Below are 15,912 nucleotides of genomic sequence, written 5' to 3'. Positions count from 1 at the left end.
CGGGGCACCGACGGCGGCCCGACGACTGTCAGTGCTGCGCGGCCTGAACCTCACGCAGTCGAGCGAAGACCTGGTCGCGCAGCTCTTCGGGCGCTGTCTCCTTGCACGCGCGCGCCACGACCTCGGTGAGGGTCGTCGCCACGAGCGCTTCATCCCGGCAGGACGGGCAGTTCTCGAGATGCTCGCGGATCTCGGTGTGCTCCGTGTTGCACACCTCGTTGCGGAGGTACTCCTCGAGATCCTTGCGGGCCTTGTCGCAGCCGCAGTCGGTCATTTCGTGCTCCTCGGGTCGGCCGCGGAGATTCCCCGCTCCACGGCGTAGTCGGCCAGCAGCTCCCGCAGCATCCGCCTGCCTCGATGCAGACGGCTCATCACGGTGCCGATGGGTGTCTTCATGATGTCCGCGATCTCCTGATAGGCGAAGCCCTCCACATCCGCGAGGTACACCGCCAACCTGAAGTCCTCGGGAACGGCCTGCAACGCGTCCTTGACGACCGATGCGGGCATGTGGTCGATGGCTTCCGCCTCGGCCGAACGGCTGTGCGAAGCAGTGGTCGACTCGGCACCGCCCATCTGCCAGTCCTCGAGCTCGTCGATCGTGCCCTGGAACGGCTCTCGCTGCTTCTTGCGGTAGATGTTGATGTACGTGTTGGTGAGGATGCGATACAGCCACGCCTTCAGGTTCGTGCCCTGCGAGAACGTCGCCCAGGACCCGTAAGCCTTGACGAACGTCTCCTGCACGAGATCAGCAGCGTCAGCCGGGTTGCGCGTCATGCGCATCGCCGCGGCGTAGAGCTGATCCATGAACGGGATCGCCTGTTCCTCGAATTCGCGCCGAGGGTCGCTGACCGTCTCTGCGGTTGCCGTGTCATCCATCACCGGCCAGTCTAGGCGGGTGAGGTCGACGGACTCGCGTTCCAGCGTTGCGAGCATGCTCTCTCCTTGTCGGCGTGCGCCCATATTCGGTCATGCGGACACTCGCGTTTACTAAGGTGGGAACCGATGAGCGCCAACAGGTATTCCCCCTCCCCTGTCCAGGGCGTCTACGTCGCGCCGACCAGCACCTCAGCCGTTCATGCGACCGTGACGATCCCGGGCTCGAAATCGCTCACCAACCGCGAACTCATCATCGCCGCGATCGCCGACGGACCGGGCAGACTCATCGCTCCCCTGCACTCCGATGACTCACGCCGCATGATCGACGCGCTTCGCGCCCTGGGCGTCGGAATCGAAGAGATCGACGGCGACGGAGAGTTCGGTCCCGACCTGGCGATCACTCCCGCCAAGCTCGTGGGCGGCACCACGATCGACTGCGGTCAGGCCGGCACCGTGATGCGCTTCATCGCGCCGCTGGCGGGCCTCGCCCAGCACGATGTGCACCTCACAGCTCACGAGACGGCCCTGCACCGGCCGATGGGCGGACTGATCAGCGCACTGCGCGACCTCGGAGTCGACATCGACGATGAGGGCACGTGGGCACTGCCGTTCACCGTCCGCGGCCACGGTCGCATCCGCGGTGGGCGCGTCGAGATCGATGCCTCGGCATCCAGCCAGTTCGTCTCGGGACTGCTGCTCGCCGCCCCGCGGTTCGACGTGGGTCTGCACCTTGTGCACACCGGCGAACACCTGCCGAGCCTTCCCCACATCGACATGACCATCGAGGCCCTGAGCCGACGCGGCATACGGATCGAGCGCCCCGCAACGGGCGAGTGGCTCGTCGAGGCGGGCGTGCCGCGCGCCAAGGAGATCGCGATCGAGCCCGATCTCTCGAACGCCGCACCGTTCCTCGCAGCCGCACTGGTCACGGGGGGCGCCGTGTCGGTGCCGGGTTGGCCCGTGCACTCCACGCAACCCGGCGCCCTGCTTCCCGAGATCCTGCAGGCCATGGGCGCGCATGTCGGCCGTCACAGCGGCACTCTGACGGTGCGGGCGGGCTCCGAGATCCGCGGGCTCGACATGGATCTGTCCGCGGCGAGCGAGCTGACCCCGACGCTGGTCGGACTGGCGGCGTTCGCGTCCGGTCCCACCACGATCCGCGGTATCGGTCACATCCGGCTTCACGAGACCGATCGCATCGCCGCTCTCGTCGGGAACGTCCGCGCTCTCGGTGGCGAAGCGGAAGAGCTCTCCGACGGCCTGCGCATCATTCCGCGACAGCTGCGCGGTGGCTCGTGGGCCGCGCACCACGACCACCGGATGGCCACGACGGGCGCCCTCATCGGCCTTCGCGTCCCCGGCGTGGAGATCGACGACATCGGCACCACCTCCAAGACTCTTCCGGAGTTCACCCTCCTGTGGGAGCGAATGCTGCAGGGCGCATCCTCGTGAGCTGGCTCGACGACTCCGACGACCTCGACGACGACTTCGAGGACTTCGACGAGAGCAGCATCCGCACGCGTCCGAACCCGAAGGCCAACCGCCCTCGAACCAAGCGACGCCCGGCTCACGACGACGCGCAGATCGGTCGCGTCCTCGGGGTCGACCGGGGCAGGTACTCGGTGCTGATCGATGAGGACACGCCTGACGAGCGCATGATCACCGCCGCGCGGGCGCGGGAACTCCGCCGGAACCCGATCGTCACCGGTGATCTCGCCAAGGTCGTCGGTGACATCTCGGGCGAAGACGGCACTCTGGGGCGGATCATCGGCATCGCCGACCGTACTTCCCTGCTTCGGCGCAGCGCCGACGACACCGACCAGGTCGAGCGGGTGATCGTCGCGAACGCCGACCAGATGCTCGTCGTCGTCGCCGCCGCAGACCCCGAGCCGCGTGCCCGCCTGGTAGACCGCTACCTCGTGGCCGCATTGGATGCGGGTGTACGTCCACTCCTCGTCGTCACGAAGACGGACCTGGCAGACCCCAGCGCGTTCCTGTCGCATTTCGACGGACTCGATCTGCGCGTCTTCACCAGCGCGCAGGACGAGATGCCCGTCGACGAGATCGGCGCGGCACTCGTGGGGCACTCCACGGTCTTCGTCGGGCACTCCGGTGTGGGCAAGTCGACGCTCGTGAACGCTCTGGTGCCCAGCGCTCTGCGCGCGACGGGTCACGTCAACCAGGTCACCGGCCGTGGCCGGCACACCTCGTCCTCGACCGTCTCGCTGCGCTACGTCAGCGAGGAGGGCAACGGCTGGGTGATCGACACTCCCGGCGTCCGATCCTTCGGGCTGGGGCACGTGAACCCCGCGAACATCCTCGCCGCCTTCACCGAGCTGGCGGAGATCGCCGAGAAGTGCCCGCGCGGATGCACGCACCTCGTGGATGCTCCGGATTGCGCCCTCATCGAAGCGGCCGAGAACGGCGAGCTGAGCGAGACAGGGCGAGCTCGCCTGGACTCGCTGCAGAGGCTGCTGCAGACCTTCGCCGACAAGGCGGAGCAGGCGCCCGGCCGGTAGGCTGGATCCGTGACTGTGCGCCTGGAACCCGGATCCGCTGCCCCCGACTTCGCCCTCCTCGATCAAGACGGCGCGACCGTCCGACTCGAGGATCTGCACGGCCGGAAGACGGTGCTGTATTTCTACCCGGCTGCCATGACGCCCGGCTGCACGACGCAGGCCTGCGATTTCCGTGACAGCATCTCGTCGCTCGAGGGCGCCGGATATCGGGTGATCGGGGTCTCGCGCGACGAGCCTGCGAAGCTCGCCGAGTTCCGCGAGCGGGACGGCCTGACCTTCACCCTTCTCAGCGACCCGGACCACGCCGTGCACACCGCATACGGCGTCTGGGGCGAGAAGATGAACTACGGCAAGGTCGTAGAGGGTGTCATCCGCTCGACCTTCGTGCTCGACGAGCAGGGCACGATCACCCTCGCTCAGTACAACGTCAAGGCGACAGGGCACGTCGCGCGTCTGCGCAAGCTGCTCGGCATCGACGCCTGAGAGTCACTCCGCCGGGCGCTCGTTCTCAGCGCGTGTGCTCGCGATCAGCAGCGCGAAGCACAGCAGCGCCGGCAGACCGACTCCGACGGCGAACGCCCAGCTGATCGGCTGCAGGGTCAGCGAAGCGAGCGCGAGCGCGATGGCGAGCACCTGGAAGACGACGCCACCTGAGCGCGCCCAGGAATGGCCCTTCCTGGTCCCGACGGCGAAGGCGATGAGTGCGACAGCGCCGACGAGCGTCAGCACGATGAGGGCGAGCGCAGTCGGCAGCGATGCGGCATCGCCCGCGCCGAGCCCGACGAGTTCGATGAGGGCGAAGACGATCAGCGCAGCACCCTCTGCCGCGAGGACCGCGGCGGCCGCCAGAGCGAGGCCGGGTGAGCGCACTGTTGTCTCCTGAGAATCGAATGAGAACGGCTGAAACCCTTGATTTCGCCGGTTTCATGTAACAGAATAGACAGCGTCATGTGCTCCCACAGCGGCGTGGGGCGGGCTCGTCGCCCGCATCACAAAAGCGGGCATCCGTCCGTATCTCATACAGGGTAGCTGAACCCGATCTGCACCCGAAATCCGAGTCGTCGCAATGCGTCGATTTCTGAAAAACCACACCGAGGAGCCCCCATGGACTGGCGCGATAAGGCCGCCTGCCTGACTGTCGACCCCGAGCTGTTCTTCCCAGTCGGGAACACCGGCCCGGCCGTCGACCAGATCGAGAAGGCGAAGACCGTCTGCGCCACCTGCACGGTGACCGAGATCTGCCTGCAGTACGCCCTCGAGTCCAGCCAGGACTCGGGCGTCTGGGGCGGCCTCTCCGAAGATGAGCGCCGTGCCCTCAAGCGCCGCGCCGCTCGCGCCCGCCGCGCCTCCTGAACGAACAGAAGCGGCCCGAGACGATGTCTCGGGCCGCTTCTGTGTCTCCGCTCGACGCCGCGGCCGATTGTTTCGGCTAGTTCGTCAGCCAGCGAAGCGGGATGTCGATGACCACCTCGGTTCCCTCGCCCTCGCTCCCCCGCCACTCGATCGATCCGCCGAGCTCGCCTTGGATGAGGGTGCGGATGATCTGCGTTCCCAACCCCTGGCCGATCCGCCCCTCCGGCAGCCCCTTGCCGGTGTCATGCACGGTGACGCGCAGATTCTCCTCGGTGCGCGCAGCATCGATGGTGACCATGCCCTCCTGCCCGGCGAGGCCGTGCTCCACTGCGTTCGTGACGACCTCGGTGAGAGCGAGCGCCAGCGGTGTCGCATACTCACTCGGGAGAACTCCGAAGCGACCGGTCGACCGAGTGCGCGCTCGGGTGTTCGGCGCCGACGCGACTTCGGCCACGAGCTTGAGGACGCGATGGAACACCTCGTCGAAGTCGACCTTCTGCGTCAGACCCTGCGCCAGGGTGTCATGCACGACGGCGATCGAGTCGACCCGTCTCATCGCCTGGGTCAGCGCATCGCGTGCCTCATCGGAGTGCGTACGACGCGCCTGGATGCGAAGCAGCGACGCGACCGTCTGCAGATTGTTCTTGACTCGGTGGTGGATCTCGCGGATCGTCGCATCCTTGGTGATGAGCTCCTGCTCCTGGTGGCGCAGCTCTGAGACATCCCGGCACAGCAGGATGGCACCGATGCGGGTTCCGTGATCCTTGAGCGGAATCGCCCGCAGCGACACCGTCACGCCGCGCGCTTCGATGTCGGTCCGCCATGGTGCGCGTCCGGTGACGACGACGGGCAGCGACTCGTCGACCTGTCGAGACGGCGGCACGAGCCTCGTGGTGACCTCGGCGAGGGATTCCCCCTCGAGTTCATCATCGAAACCCATGCGATTGAACGCGGAGAGGGCGTTCGGGCTTGCGAACGTCGTGATCCCGTCGACATCGATGCGGATCAGGCCGTCGGACGCGCGCGGAGCACCGCGGCGAGGAGACGTCGGAGCGGCCGGATCCGGGAAGCTGCCGTCGGCGATCATGCGGAAGATGTCGTTGGCGCACTCGTCGAACGTGATCTGCTGCCGAGACGGCGTCCGAGCCTCGCCCAGGTTGGTGTGGCGGGTGACGACGCCGATGACCATGGCCTGGTGTTCGCCGCCGCGGCGTTCGTTGACGATCGGCACAGCTCTGACACGTGTCGGGGTCTCTTCGAACCAGTCCGGCGACGACGAGTCGACGATCTTCGCCGAATCGAATGCCCCCTGCACCTGCGTGCGCCACTGAGGGCGCACCCGCTCGCCGACGATGTCCCGATAGAACAGCGTGGCCGCTCCACTCGGGCGGGCGTGCGCGACGGCGACGAAGGAGCCGTCGTCGGTCTCGATCCAGACCACGATGTCCGCCGAAGCGAGGTCCGCGAGAAGCTGACCGTCACCGGCGAGTCGGTGCAGCCACTCGACATCGTTGTCGGCAAGACGGCCCTGGGCATTGGCGAGGTCGCTGAGCGTTGACACCCCACCAGCCTAGAGCGCGCGGGCTCAGAGAACGGCCAGCGACGTCGCACGCCAGCGGCGGTCGAGTCCCTCGAGCCGGATCGCGACCGCTCGGGTGCGTCCCGGCCCGGCGACGACGACGACTGCTTCGACCTTCCCGTCGACAGGCTCTGTCACGCGGATCGACAGGATCTCGAAGGTCGGGCGCGCAGGCGAGACCCCCCTCGCACTGCGCGCCCTCGCCGAGAGGTTCGCTCGCGTCACCAGGCTCCGGTACGCGTCTTCATTGAACCAGCGGGCGAGCTGATCGACCTCTCTGACTCCCGCGAGCACCTCGAGGACGCCCTGCGTCAGGCTCCGCAGCAGCGGATGCGGATCCGGCAGCTCGGCACGCGGCGTCGGCTGTGGTGCGAAGTACTCGTGAAGCATCATCTGAGGCACTCTCCATCGGGAAGACTGCGCCAAGTAGAGCATGCGCCCAGTCGCCGTTCGGGCCGTGTTCGGGATGTATGTGGATAACTCGTACATGCCCGCCGGGACATCACTTACGGTGGGGCGCGTGCACTGGGATCGACTGTTCGAAGACCTCGAAGGCCAGCTCGCCTCGGAGTGGGAGAGCGAGCGCGCTGCACTGGATGCCGAATCCGAGCGATTGCGCATCTCGAGGCTCGAGCTTCGTACCCGTCTCAGGGTGCTCTGCGCCTCAGCCGCTCCGACGACGATCGACCTACCGCACGGAAGACGCGTTCGCGCCCGGCTCAACACGCTCGGCGCCGATTGGGTCGCCACGACGATCGCCCAGGCCGAGGAATCGGCGGCCAAGCGGTCGACGCTGATCGTTCCCTTGCACGCGGTGCGCGGGCTCACCGTGGATCACGGCCTGCTGCTGTCCAGCCTGGAAGAGGACGACGCCGTGCCCGCGCTCCGGGAGCGCATGTCGCTCGGATTCGTCCTGCGTGATCTCGCCCGGCGGCGGGTCCCGGTGAGGATCGTCAGCGTCGACGGCTCCGAGATGCACGGGACGATCGACAGGGCCGGAGCAGATCATCTGGACCTCGCTCTGCACGATCCGGGAGAGGCACGGACCGCCTCAGCGGTGCGCAGCTTTCAGATCATCCCGTTCTCTGCCGTGACCTCGGTGCAGACCGTCGGAGATCAGATGCTGTGACGGCGGGAAGCACCCCAGACCTCCGGGAAACTCGCCTCATTCGCCTGCCGCCACAATGCCATCCGCCTGGCCTCTTCCGACTGCTCGGCGAGGTACTCCGAAAGGCTCGATTCCTCGATGCGCCATCTGGCAGGGGCGCCGAGCTGGCACCCGCGCAGACGTCCCTCGTAGACGAGTTCGATGACCTCGTGCACCTCGATGCTCAGCAGCTCCGCCACCTGCGCCGGCGCGAGGAAGCCCTGAGTGGGCTGTGAGGAATGAAGCATGCCCCCATTCTCCCCCTGCCGCGCAGGAGCGCCAGCGCCGATCCGATGCTGTGGATAAGTCTCGAGCAGCTGCGCCGATTTCTGTGACCATGTCGGCATGAGCAAGTTCGTCCGTTCCCGCCGCGCCTTCTGGGGTGACGCGCGGTTCCTGATCGGCATCGCGGTGGTCGCGCTTTCGATCGGCGGCGTCTGGGCCGTCGTCTCCACCTCCGGCACCACGACTCCGGTGCTTCAGGCGACGCGCACGATCGCTCTCGGTGAAGCCCTCATCGCAAGCGACTTCCAGGTGGTCGAGGTCGGACTCGGAACAGTCACGGATCGCTACCTGGCACCGCAGGAACTGCGCCCCGGCCAGATCGCGTCCCGCACTGTCTTCGAAGGAGAGCTCATGGCGACAGCTGCTGCCGAAGACGGCGACGCGAACAGGACGACCACGATCGTGGTGGAGAGCAGCACGGGTATCCCCGCAGGTGTCGCCGCGGGGAGCGTGATCGAGCTATGGCACTCGCCGCCGGTCGACGACGGCAGCAGCCAGGGTCTGCCTCGTATCCTCGTGGCCGACGCGACTGTCGCGTCGGTCACGAAGACCGAGGGAATGCTCACCGCCGAAGGCACCACCGCGGAGGTTGTCATCGACCGAGCGGATGTCGCCGACGTGCTGGCCGCGATCACCGGCGGCTCGGTGCTCTCCGTCGTGCCGATCGGTTCGACCTCGTGACTTCGGTGATCATCGCCGTCCCGGAAGCCCGTGCGCGCGGCTTGGCCGACGAGCTCGAGATGGAGGGCATCAGCGTGGTCTCCATCGTGCCACCGAGCAGAGTCCTCCCTCTGCCCGAGGGCATCGACGCCGCCATCGTCGCCGCCACCCGCGCGGTCCTGACAACCGAACTCGTGGCCGAGTGCGACAGAGCCGGCGTGCGGATCATGCCACTCGGCGACGGCGACAGCAGGCTGCTCGGACGCTACGGACTCATCGCGGCCCTCCCGGCGGATGCGAGCGGCTGGGAGGTCGCAGCAGCGCTGACCGCCGACATCCCGAACACCGTCGAGCGTGCGGCATCACCTCCGCATCGCCTCACGGTCGTGTGGGGCCCCTCCGGCGCCCCCGGGAGATCGACGATCGCGATCCAGCTCGCCGTCGAACTCTCCCGGACGGGCCGACGCACCGCTCTGGTGGATGCCGACACCGTCGCACCGTCGCTCGCACTGCTTCTGGGACTCAGCGACGACGCGCCGGGTATCGCCGCCGCGTGCCGACGCGCAGAACTAGGCGCACTCGACTCAGCCGAGCTCACGAGGCTGGCCACGATCCTCGAGACGAGCGCTGGAGAGATAGAGGTCCTCGGCGGCATCAATCGTCCTGGACGCTGGCCGGAACTCGGAGCGAGTCGTCTGCAGACGACTCTGCGCGCCTGCCGCAGCTGGGCAGAGGAGACCGTCGTCGATGTTGCGAGTGCGTTCGACGCCGACGACGAAGCGACCTACGACCTCACCGGCCCGCGCCGCCACGCGGCCACGGTCGCGGCGCTGCAGGAGGCGGATGCGGTCATCGCGGTCGCGTCGGCGGATCCCCTCGGCATCAGTCGCTTCGTGAGAGAGCACGCCGAACTCAGACGGCTCACGGCCCCCATCCCCATCAGGGTCGTCGTGAACCGGGTCCGACCCGGCCCGCTGGGCATCGACGCACGTGGTCAGATCCGGCGCACTCTCGAGCGGTTCGCGGGCATCACCGACGTCGAGTTCCTGCCATTCGACCAGCGCGCCGCTGACTCCGCTCTGCTGCACGCCCGGCCGATGGCAGACGTCACGCCGCGTTCGACCCTGGTCGCCGGTGTTCGCCGCATCGCAGAGGCCTACGCATCTACGGCGTACGAGCCGCCTACTGGCGGTAGCTCGAGAGGAAGTTCCCGAGGCGCTCGACGGCTTCTGCGAGCACGCGGGGCTCGGGGAGCGTGACCAGCCTGAGGTGATCCGGCGTCGGCCAGTTGAAGCCCGTCCCCTGCACGAGAAGGATGTGCTCGGACACCAACAGGTCGTAGACCAGCTTCGCATCATCCCTGATCTCGTGGACGTTCGGGTCGAGACGGGGGAAGGCATACAGGGCACCGACGGGTTTGACGCAGGAGACGCCGGGGATCGATTCCAGCCCTTCCCATGCGATGTCGCGCTGCTCGTGCAGGCGTCCGGTCGGAGCGATCAGCGCATCGATCGACTGCACGCCACCGAGAGCCGCCTGCACCGCATACTGCGCAGGCACATTCGGGCAGAGGCGCGTGGACGCGAGCAGGTTGATCCCCTCGAGGAAGCCCTTCGCGTGGCCCTGGGGGCCGGTGATCACGAGCCACCCGGAGCGGAATCCGGCGACCCGATATGTCTTCGAGAGGCCGTTGAAGGTCAGGCACAGGAGGTCGGGCGCCAACGTGGCCGTCGGGATGTGCACCGCGCCGTCGAACAGGATGCGGTCGTAGATCTCGTCGGAGAGCAGCAGCAGCTGGTTCTCTCTCGCGATCTGCACCATCCCCTCGAGCACCTCTCGGGAGTAGACGACCCCGGTCGGGTTGTTGGGGTTGATGATCACGAGGGCCTTGGTCCGAGGAGTGATCTTGGAGCGGATGTCCTCGAGGTCGGGTTGCCACCCGTTGTCCTCGTCGCAGAGATAGTGCACGGGGGTGCCGTCAGCCAGACTCGTCATGGCGGTCCACAGCGGATAATCCGGTGCGGGGATGAGCACCTCATCCCCCTCGTCGAGGAGCGCCTGCATCGTCATCGTGATGAGCTCGGAGACGCCGTTGCCGAGGAAGACGTCTTCCGGATCGAATCGTGGGAATCCCGGAATCTCCTCGTACCGACTGACCACGGCGCGGCGCGCAGAGATGATCCCCTTGCTGTCGCTGTACCCGTGAGCGGTCGGAAGCGCCGCGAGCATGTCGTGCACGATCTGGTGGGGAGCTTCGAAGCCGAAGATGGCGGGGTTGCCCGTATTGAGCTTGAGGATCCGGTGGCCCTCGGCCTCGAGCCGCGCCGCCTCGACGAGCGTGTTTCCACGGATCTCGTACAGGACGTTCTTGAGCTTCGACGACTGGTCGAAGTGGCGCGTTGGTGTCATTGCGCAAGCCTACAATGACGCGAAGAAGGGCCGATCCACCCGGACCGGCCCTTCATCGACGTCGCGCTACTTCTTCTTCTTGCTCTGCGCGCGGCGCTGCTCACGGTTGCCGGCAGGTGCTGCCGGTGCCTCTGTACGCTGTCCGAACGCTCCGCGCGGAGCCTCCTCGGGTTCGGCCTGTTCGGCCGGCGCCTGACGCGCTGCAGCAGCCTGGCGGAGCTTCTCGGTCGCCGCCTGCTGAACCTGCCCGCGGTCGTCGCGCACCTCGACCTCGCCGGCATCGTTCGCCGCCGAGTATTCGAGGTGCTGATCTCCCCCGCCTTCAGCGAGGCCCTTCGCCTCGACCTCGGCGGTCTGCGAGTCGCCTGCCCGACGGACCTCGACCTCGAGGTTGTAGAGGTACCCGACGGACTCCTCCTTGATCTGGCCCATCATCGACTGGAACATCGCGTACCCCTCGCGCTGGTACTCGATGAGCGGGTCGCGCTGCGCCATCGCACGAAGACCGATGCCGTCCTTGAGGTAGTCCATCTCGTAGAGGTGATCGCGCCAGCGACGGTCGAGCACCTGGAGCACGACACGACGCTCGAGCTCGCGGGTGGCCGCTTCTCCGAGCGACTCCTCGCGGGTCTCATAGGCGATCTTCGCGTCCGACAGCAGTTCGCGGGTCAGACCGTCGGCGGTGATCCCGCCCTTGCGACCGGCGGCCTCGGACACGACCTCGTCGATCGTCACGCTGACCGGATAGAGCGTCTTGAGCTCGGTCCAGAGTGCGTCGAAGTCCCAGCTCTCGTTGTGTCCCTCACCCGTGTGGTCGCGCACGACGCCGCTGATCGCGTCTTCGATGAAGTGCTGGACCCGGTCGGCGATGTCGTCGCCCTGCAGAATGTGACGACGGTCGGCGTAGATCGCCTCACGCTGGCGGTTCAGGACGTCATCGTACTTGAGGACGTTCTTGCGCATCTCCGCGTTGCGGGACTCCACCTGCGACTGAGCGCTGCGGATGGCGCGCGACACGAGGCCCGACTCGATCGGGACGTCGTCGGGGAAGTTGGTGCGAGCCAGAATCGCCTCGGCGGCACCCGACTGGAACAGACGCATCAGGTCGTCGGTGAGGCTCAGGTAGAAGCGGCTCTCGCCGGGGTCGCCCTGACGACCGGAACGGCCTCGCAGCTGGTTGTCGATTCGACGCGACTCGTGGCGCTCGGTACCCAGGACGTAGAGGCCACCGGCCTCGATGACCTTCTCGGCCTCCTCGGACACGATCGCCTTCATCGCCTCGTAGGTCTCGTCCCACGCGATCTCGTATTCCTCGGGCGTCTCGACCGGGTCGAGGCCCTTGCCCTTGAGCTCCTGCACGGCGAGGAACTCCGCGTTGCCGCCGAGCATGATGTCGGTTCCACGACCGGCCATATTCGTCGCAACGGTCACGGCGCCGAGGCGGCCCGCGCGTGCCACGATCTCGGCCTCACGCGCGTGGTTCTTCGCGTTGAGGACCTCGTGCTTGACGCCCTTCTTGGCGAGCAGTCGAGAGAGGTACTCGCTCTTCTCGACGCTCACGGTGCCCACGAGCACCGGCTGGCCGTTCGAGTGGCGCTCCGCGATGTCTTCGACAACCTGAGCGAACTTCGCGGTCTCGTTCTTGTAGACGAGATCCGACTGGTCCTTGCGGACCATCGGGCGGTTCGTCGGGATGGGGATGACACCGAGCTTGTAGGTCGACATGAACTCCGCCGCCTCGGTCTCGGCAGTACCCGTCATGCCGGCGAGCTTGTCGTAGAGACGGAAGTAGTTCTGCAGCGTGACCGTCGCGAGAGTCTGATTCTCGGCCTTGACCGGCACGGCCTCCTTGGCCTCGATGGCCTGGTGGATGCCCTCGTTGTAGCGGCGCCCGACGAGGATGCGACCGGTGTGCTCGTCGACGATCATGACCTCGTCGTTCATGACGACGTAGTCGGTGTCCTTCTTGAACAGCGCGAGGGCCTTGATCGAGTTGTTGAGGAACGAGATCAGCGGAGTGTTCGCGGACTCGTACAGGTTGTCGATGCCGAGGTAGTCCTCGACCTTCTCGATGCCGGGTTCGAGCACGCCGACCGTGCGCTTCTTCTCGTCGACCTCGTAGTCGACGCCGGCCTCGAGGGTGCGGGCGATCTTCGCGAACTCGGCGAACCAGCGGTTGGCCTCGCCCGATGACGGGCCCGAGATGATCAGCGGCGTACGCGCCTCGTCGATGAGGATCGAGTCGACCTCGTCGACGATCGCGAAGTAGTGCTCTCGCTGAACGAGGTCTTCCTTGCGCCACGCCATGTTGTCGCGGAGGTAGTCGAAACCGAACTCGTTGTTCGTGCCATAGGTGATGTCGGACGCGTACTGCTCGCGGCGCACGGCCGGAGTCTGCCCGGACACGATGATGCCGGTGGACATGCCGAGCGCCCGGTACACGCGGCCCATCAGCTCAGCCTGGTAGCTCGCGAGGAAGTCGTTGACCGTGATCACATGGACGCCTTCGCCTGCGATCGCGTTCAGGTAGGCCGGGAACGTGGCGACCAGGGTCTTTCCCTCACCGGTCTTCATCTCGGCGATGTTGCCGAGATGAAGTGCGGCACCACCCATGATCTGCACGTCGTACGCGCGCATTCCGAGCGTGCGCTTCGCCGCCTCACGCACCGCGGCGAACGCCTCGGGCATGAGCTGATCGAGCGACTCGCCCTTCGCGAACCGCTCGCGCAGCTCGACGGTCTCGTTGCGCAGTTCGTCGTCCGTGAGCTTGGAGATGTCCTCTTCCAGCGCGTTCACGGCCTTGACCACCTGGTTCAGGCGGCGGATGACCCGCCCTTCTCCCGCGCGCAGCAGCTTCTCAAGAGGATTCGCCACAGATGTCATCTCCCTGTCGATGGTTCCGGCGGCGCCGCTTGTCGGGCGCGTGCCAGGCATACCTTGCCATGTTACCCGTCCGTGACCTGCGCGTCGTCTGCATGGCGTGCCGCCGTGGAGTTTCCGAGTATGTATATATTGATCCACGACACCGGGAGGTCCACATGTCGGTCCGACAGAGTCTGCTCGCGATCCTCGCGCAGGGCCCCTGCTACGGGTACCAGCTGCGCCACGAGTTCGACCGGCGCACGGGCTCGGTCTGGCCACTCAACGTCGGTCAGATCTACAACACGCTCGAGCGCCTCGAGCGCGACGGGCTGGTCGAGCGTGGAGCACCCGATCCACAGGGCCATGTGTACTGGGAGATCACCGACGCCGGTGCGTTCGAGGTCGACCGGTGGCTGGCGTCGCCCGTCGCTCGGAGCCGGGCCGTGCGCGACGAGCTCGCGATCAAGCTGGCCGTCGCGGTGACGCTTCCGGGCGTGGATGCGACCCGCCTGATCGCGGCCCAGCGCGCGGCGTCGAAGGAGCATCTCGGCGAGCTCGCCACGGCGAGGGAATCGCGCGAGGACGACAGCCCCCAAGGGCTCGCACGGTCGCTCGTCGTCGATTCGATGATCTTCACCGCGGAGGCCGAGCTCCGCTGGCTCGAACACGTGCAGGCGCGGCTCGCACAGCATCCCCAGCACGCGCTCGCCCTCGAGCTGACGGCCGAGCGGCCGAAGCGCGGACGTCCGGCGAGGGGCGAGGTCGCAGCGCTCGTCTGAGCGGAGTTCGCCCGAAGCGTATGCACAGCCAGTGGTGCGGCCCGGGAAACTAGGATCAGTCCTATGGCTGGAATATGGGGCAGACGCAAGCGCGAGCAGGAACAGCTGGCCGCACAGGACGCCGACCTGGCTCGCCGCGCAGAGCAGGCACTCGTCGCTGCTGACGAGCGCATCAGGAGCACCTCCGACGAGTTGGCGTTCGCGGAGGCCGAGCTCGGCGAACAGCTGACTCGAGACCTGAAGAAGGCACTGAGCGCTGTGCGCACTCATCTGCGCGAGGCTTTTCAGCTCCACCAGCTCAACCACGACGAGATCCCTGACACTCCCGAAGAGCTCCGCACCCGCAACGCGCGGATCATGCAGCTGTGCGATTGGGCGCAGGATCTGCTCGACGAGAAGACTTCGGACCTCGCGACATCGATCTCGAAGGTGCGTCGCGCACCGGAGGTCATCGCCCAGGTCCGAGCGGATGCCGAGACGCTCAGCGCGCGGATCCCGCACACCAATGAGACCGTCGCCCGCCTCTCCTCGCGCTATTCGGATTCGGCGATGCACCAGATCACGGCCAGCGCGGCCGAAGCCGAGCAGCTGATCGCGTTCGCCACTCATGGCGCCGCCGTCTCGGAGCGTCGTCGCGCAGCGAAGCAGAACGAGGAGGCGAACCTCGCCCTCGAGACCGCCACCGAGGCGACGCGGCGCGCATCCGCTCTGCTCGATGCCGTAGAGGATTTCGAGATCGAGGCGCTGCGCGCCGAGTCGACACTCGCCGAGGTCGTCGCGGACTCCCGGAACGACCTCATCGCAGCTCGGACCGCTCCGCAGGTGCCCGCTGTCACTGCGGCGGTCTCGGCCCTGCAGGACGCCCTCAGCGCACTGTCGCCCGCCGGTTCTCCGGGAGACCCCTTCGCCGAGCTCTCGCAATTGCGCGAGGCGAACACCGCCCTCGACGACGCGATCGCCACCGCCCGCCACCGGGAAGCACACCCGCTGCCCAGCATCCAGCAGGTGCAGCACGCGATCGACGACGCGGATCGTCAGCTCGGCGTCGCCCGCGGACTCATCGCCGGGCACCGGGGCTGGATCGGCGCGGATGCCCGCACTCGCCTCGCCGAGGCGGAACGGCTGCGCGCCGACCTGTCGGCACTGCTGCCGGCGGAAGAGACCCGCGACGAGGCGCTCGTCAGCGCTCGGCGCGTCGCGCACCTCGCCTCCGAAGCACTGCAGCTCGCTCAGCGTGACATCGATTCGTCGCGACCGCAGGATCAGGGCTGGGGCGGCGGAGACGGCTGGGGCGGTGGCGGCTGGAGCGGCGGCGGCCGACGCGGCGGAGGCAGCGACGTCGCCTCCGGGATTCTGGGAGGTCTCGTCATCGGGAGCATCCTCGACGGGATTTTCGACTGACCTGCGCCACGCACACACGACAACGGCCCGGTTCCTTCTGGA

General features: G+C 67.2%; 17 protein-coding genes. 9 read left to right on the top strand and 8 right to left on the bottom strand.

The genetic code is table 11. The features are described 5' to 3' along the window. Nucleotides 1-28 precede the first annotated feature (28 nt). Together ACZ0AA_RS02025 and ACZ0AA_RS02020 are read right to left on the bottom strand one after the other, a co-directional pair. Nucleotides 29-274 (bottom strand): zf-HC2 domain-containing protein, encoded by a 246-nt coding sequence (locus ACZ0AA_RS02025; RefSeq protein WP_042541911.1) that lies wholly within the window; start codon nt 272-274, stop codon nt 29-31. Then, complete coding sequence (locus tag ACZ0AA_RS02020; protein ID WP_400861070.1) at nt 271-933, bottom strand: sigma-70 family RNA polymerase sigma factor; 663 nt, start codon at nt 931-933, stop codon at nt 271-273. Before ACZ0AA_RS02020 ends, ACZ0AA_RS02025 begins: the two co-directional genes overlap by 4 nt. A gap of 69 nt (nt 934-1,002) precedes the next feature. Between ACZ0AA_RS02020 and aroA the strand changes: the two genes are divergently transcribed. From aroA to bcp, 3 genes are read left to right on the top strand one after another with little or no spacing between them, the layout of a single operon-like run. Beyond that, the gene (gene aroA, locus ACZ0AA_RS02015) at nt 1,003-2,328 is read left to right on the top strand and encodes a 3-phosphoshikimate 1-carboxyvinyltransferase (RefSeq protein WP_463512008.1); all 1,326 of its coding nucleotides are present in this window, start codon (nt 1,003-1,005) and stop codon (nt 2,326-2,328) included. Next, nucleotides 2,325-3,395 carry a ribosome small subunit-dependent GTPase A gene (gene rsgA / locus ACZ0AA_RS02010; RefSeq protein ID WP_463512007.1) on the top strand — a complete coding sequence of 357 codons (1,071 nt, stop codon included), beginning with the start codon at nt 2,325-2,327 and terminating at the stop codon, nt 3,393-3,395. Before aroA ends, rsgA begins: the two co-directional genes overlap by 4 nt. Nucleotides 3,396-3,404: 9 nt before the next feature. Further along, nucleotides 3,405-3,878, top strand: coding sequence for a thioredoxin-dependent thiol peroxidase (gene bcp, locus ACZ0AA_RS02005; RefSeq protein ID WP_463512006.1), 474 nt, complete (start codon nt 3,405-3,407; stop codon nt 3,876-3,878). Nucleotides 3,879-3,881: 3 nt separating this feature from the next. Here the strand turns inward: bcp and ACZ0AA_RS02000 are convergent, their stop codons facing one another. Then, nucleotides 3,882-4,265: a hypothetical protein gene (locus tag ACZ0AA_RS02000; protein ID WP_463512005.1), complete on the bottom strand. Its 384-nt coding sequence runs from the start codon at nt 4,263-4,265 to the stop codon at nt 3,882-3,884. A gap of 234 nt (nt 4,266-4,499) precedes the next feature. On the opposite strand from ACZ0AA_RS02000, the gene ACZ0AA_RS01995 reads away from it, so the two are divergent. Continuing rightward, nucleotides 4,500-4,748 carry a WhiB family transcriptional regulator gene (locus ACZ0AA_RS01995; protein ID WP_028503730.1) on the top strand — a complete coding sequence of 83 codons (249 nt, stop codon included), beginning with the start codon at nt 4,500-4,502 and terminating at the stop codon, nt 4,746-4,748. A gap of 76 nt (nt 4,749-4,824) precedes the next feature. Here ACZ0AA_RS01995 and ACZ0AA_RS01990 read toward each other — a convergent pair whose 3' ends face one another. After that, nucleotides 4,825-6,309: a sensor histidine kinase gene (locus ACZ0AA_RS01990; protein WP_400861077.1), complete on the bottom strand. Its 1,485-nt coding sequence runs from the start codon at nt 6,307-6,309 to the stop codon at nt 4,825-4,827. Between the two features lie 24 nt (nt 6,310-6,333). Continuing rightward, nucleotides 6,334-6,720, bottom strand: coding sequence for an Rv3235 family protein (locus ACZ0AA_RS01985; RefSeq protein WP_181164351.1), 387 nt, complete (start codon nt 6,718-6,720; stop codon nt 6,334-6,336). Nucleotides 6,721-6,847: 127 nt separating this feature from the next. Between ACZ0AA_RS01985 and ACZ0AA_RS01980 the strand changes: the two genes are divergently transcribed. Then, nucleotides 6,848-7,456, top strand: coding sequence for a hypothetical protein (locus ACZ0AA_RS01980; RefSeq protein ID WP_400861080.1), 609 nt, complete (start codon nt 6,848-6,850; stop codon nt 7,454-7,456). Here ACZ0AA_RS01980 and ACZ0AA_RS01975 read toward each other — a convergent pair. Continuing rightward, on the bottom strand, nt 7,444-7,722 hold the full coding sequence (locus tag ACZ0AA_RS01975; RefSeq protein WP_400861082.1) for a helix-turn-helix domain-containing protein: 279 nt from the start codon (nt 7,720-7,722) through the stop codon (nt 7,444-7,446). The two genes, ACZ0AA_RS01980 and ACZ0AA_RS01975, sit on opposite strands and share 13 nt — an antisense overlap. A gap of 97 nt (nt 7,723-7,819) precedes the next feature. Here ACZ0AA_RS01975 and ACZ0AA_RS01970 point away from each other — a divergent pair, with 97 nt between their 5' ends. Continuing rightward, nucleotides 7,820-8,440, top strand: a complete 621-nt coding sequence (locus ACZ0AA_RS01970) for a hypothetical protein (protein ID WP_463512004.1) — start codon at nt 7,820-7,822, stop codon at nt 8,438-8,440. Continuing rightward, complete coding sequence (locus ACZ0AA_RS01965; RefSeq protein ID WP_463512003.1) at nt 8,437-9,678, top strand: AAA family ATPase; 1,242 nt, start codon at nt 8,437-8,439, stop codon at nt 9,676-9,678. The genes ACZ0AA_RS01970 and ACZ0AA_RS01965 overlap by 4 nt, the downstream gene beginning before the upstream one ends. Here the strand turns inward: ACZ0AA_RS01965 and ACZ0AA_RS01960 are convergent. Both ACZ0AA_RS01960 and secA read right to left on the bottom strand, forming a co-directional pair. Beyond that, nucleotides 9,602-10,828 carry a pyridoxal phosphate-dependent aminotransferase gene (locus tag ACZ0AA_RS01960; protein ID WP_400861087.1) on the bottom strand — a complete coding sequence of 409 codons (1,227 nt, stop codon included), beginning with the start codon at nt 10,826-10,828 and terminating at the stop codon, nt 9,602-9,604. The two genes, ACZ0AA_RS01965 and ACZ0AA_RS01960, sit on opposite strands and share 77 nt — an antisense overlap. A 66-nt stretch (nt 10,829-10,894) precedes the next feature. After that, nucleotides 10,895-13,702: a preprotein translocase subunit SecA gene (gene secA, locus ACZ0AA_RS01955; RefSeq protein ID WP_400861088.1), complete on the bottom strand. Its 2,808-nt coding sequence runs from the start codon at nt 13,700-13,702 to the stop codon at nt 10,895-10,897. A gap of 164 nt (nt 13,703-13,866) precedes the next feature. On the opposite strand from secA, the gene ACZ0AA_RS01950 reads away from it, so the two are divergent. Both ACZ0AA_RS01950 and ACZ0AA_RS01945 read left to right on the top strand, forming a co-directional pair. Then, nucleotides 13,867-14,469: a PadR family transcriptional regulator gene (locus ACZ0AA_RS01950; protein ID WP_400861089.1), complete on the top strand. Its 603-nt coding sequence runs from the start codon at nt 13,867-13,869 to the stop codon at nt 14,467-14,469. Nucleotides 14,470-14,532: 63 nt separating this feature from the next. Beyond that, nucleotides 14,533-15,870, top strand: coding sequence for a coiled-coil domain-containing protein (locus tag ACZ0AA_RS01945; RefSeq protein ID WP_463512002.1), 1,338 nt, complete (start codon nt 14,533-14,535; stop codon nt 15,868-15,870). Nucleotides 15,871-15,912 lie beyond the last annotated feature (42 nt).

It is taken from the genome of Microbacterium sp. AC035, assembly GCF_979258485.1.
The sequence above is the reverse complement of the archived record's forward strand: the minus strand, read 5'-3'. Positions and strand labels throughout refer to the sequence as shown.